This is a genomic window from Pseudomonas sp. P5_A2_2 (genome assembly GCF_054177685.1).
This window is the reverse complement of sequence record NZ_JBGCUL010000812.1, coordinates 1-2,051: the sequence shown is the minus strand read 5'-3', so window position 1 is coordinate 2,051 and position 2,051 is coordinate 1. Positions and strand designations below refer to the sequence as shown.

Annotated in this window: 3 protein-coding genes; all 3 read left to right on the top strand. The window is 58.9% G+C overall.

Going from position 1 to position 2,051, the window contains the following annotated elements:
- Positions 1–370: alpha/beta fold hydrolase (locus ACXRVY_RS26025; RefSeq protein WP_458238624.1), on the top strand; the 370-nt coding region annotated here is incomplete at its 5' end.
- A gap of 3 nt (positions 371–373) precedes the next feature.
- A complete protein-coding gene (locus tag ACXRVY_RS26020; RefSeq protein WP_223462097.1) occupies positions 374–931 on the top strand; it encodes a peptidylprolyl isomerase in 558 nt (185 codons plus the stop codon).
- Positions 932–1,024: 93 nt separating this feature from the next.
- On the top strand, positions 1,025–2,051 hold a 1,027-nt coding region (locus ACXRVY_RS26015; RefSeq protein ID WP_458238623.1), incomplete at its 3' end, for an ABC transporter transmembrane domain-containing protein.

The window sequence follows — 2,051 nt, the reverse complement described above, 5'->3', positions numbered from 1 at the left end:
GGGCACCATCGGCAAGGCGCTGGGCGGCAAGTTGTTCCCGAAGCCCGAGCAGGCCGACTTGCGACAAAAGATGGCCGAACGCTGGGCAAAAAACGATAAACATGCTTATCTCGCCAGCTTCAATGCCATTGTCGGCTGGGGGGTTCAGGAACGACTTTCGAAGGTCACCTGTCCAACCCTCATCGTCAGTGCCGACCGTGACTACACACCGGTGGCACTGAAGGAAAACTACGTCAAACTGCTGCCCGACGCGCGGCTGGTGGTGATCGCCGATTCTCGCCACGCCACGCCGCTGGACCAGCCGGAACACTTCAACCAGACACTGCTGGAATTTCTGACCGCAGTCGACACCACCACTCAGGATCACTGACCCATGCTGAAAAAAATCGCCCTCGCCGCAGGCTCCGTCCTGTTTGCCGCCAACCTGATGGCCGCGACACCGGAAAAGGCCCCCCATGTGCTGCTGGACACCACCAACGGCCAGATCGAAATCGAACTGGACCCGGTCAAGGCCCCGATCAGTACCAGGAACTTCCTTGAGTACGTCGACAGTGGCTTCTACAACAACACGATTTTCCACCGGGTGATCCCGGGTTTCATGGTCCAGGGTGGCGGCTTCACCCAGGCCATGCAGCAAAAAGACACCAAGGCGCCAATCAAGAACGAGCATAAGAACGGCCTGGTCAACGTACGTGGCACCTTGTCCATGGCCCGTACTTCGGTGCCTGACTCGGCCACCAGCCAGTTCTTCATCAACGTCAAGGACAACGACTTCCTTGACCAGGGCGACGGCTACGCGGTGTTCGGCAAAGTGGTCAAAGGCATGGACGTGGTCGATATCATCGTCAATTCGCCAACCACCGTTCGTGGCGGCATGAAGGACGTACCGGCCGATCCGGTCTTCATCAAGTCGGCCAAGCGCATCGACTGAGACTAAGCTGGACAAGGATGTCCGAGCCGTTGCCGGCTTTGCCGGCAACGCTCAAACCGTTTAAAGGAGAGCCCGTTCGCGGGTGAGAAACTGATGCTTTATCGCCGCTTTGAAAAACTGATCGATGTCTTCCGTGACGCACCGACGGCATCTCCGCCGGACCGTGTATTCCCTTTTTATACCTATTACCTCAAGCAGGTCTGGCCGAGCTTCGCCGCCCTGCTGATCGTCGGCCTGATTGGTGCCTTGATCGAAGTGGCGTTGTTCAGCTACCTGAGTCGCATCATCGACCTGGCCCAAGGCACGCCGAACGTCAGTCTGTTCCAGGATCATGCCCTCGAACTGACCTGGATGGTGGTGGTTGCGCTGGTGCTGCGCCCCATTTTCGTGGGCCTGCATGACCTGCTCGTGCACCAGACCCTGAGTCCCAGCATGACCAGCATGATCCGCTGGCAGAACCACAGCTACGTGCTCAAGCAGAGCCTGAATTTCTTCCAGAACGACTTCGCCGGGCGCATCGCCCAACGCATCATGCAAACCGGCAACTCACTGCGCGATTCCGCCGTGCAAGCGGTGGATGCGTTGTGGCATGTGTTGATCTACGCCATCAGTTCCCTGGTGCTGTTCGCCGAAGCCGACTGGCGCCTGATAATCCCGCTGCTGACCTGGATCTTCGCCTTCATCGGCGCCCTCTGTTACTTCGTGCCAAGGGTGAAGGATCGCTCGGTGGTGGCCTCCGATGCGCGCTCCAAACTCATGGGGCGGATTGTCGACGGCTACACCAATATCACCACCTTGAAGCTGTTCGCCCACACCAACTTCGAACAGCAATACGCCCGCGAAGCCATCAAGGAACAGACCGAGAAGGCGCAACTGGCCGGCCGCGTGGTCACCAGCATGGACGTGGTCATCACCAGCATGAACGGCTTGCTGATCGTCTGCACCACCGGCCTGGCCCTGTGGTTGTGGACGCAGTCGCTGATCAGCGTGGGGGCGATTGCCCTGGCCACCGGCCTGGTGATCCGCATCGTCAACATGTCCGGCTGGATCATGTGGGTGGTTACCGGCATTTTCGAAAACATCGGCATGGTGCAGGACGGTCTGCAGACCATTTCGCAGC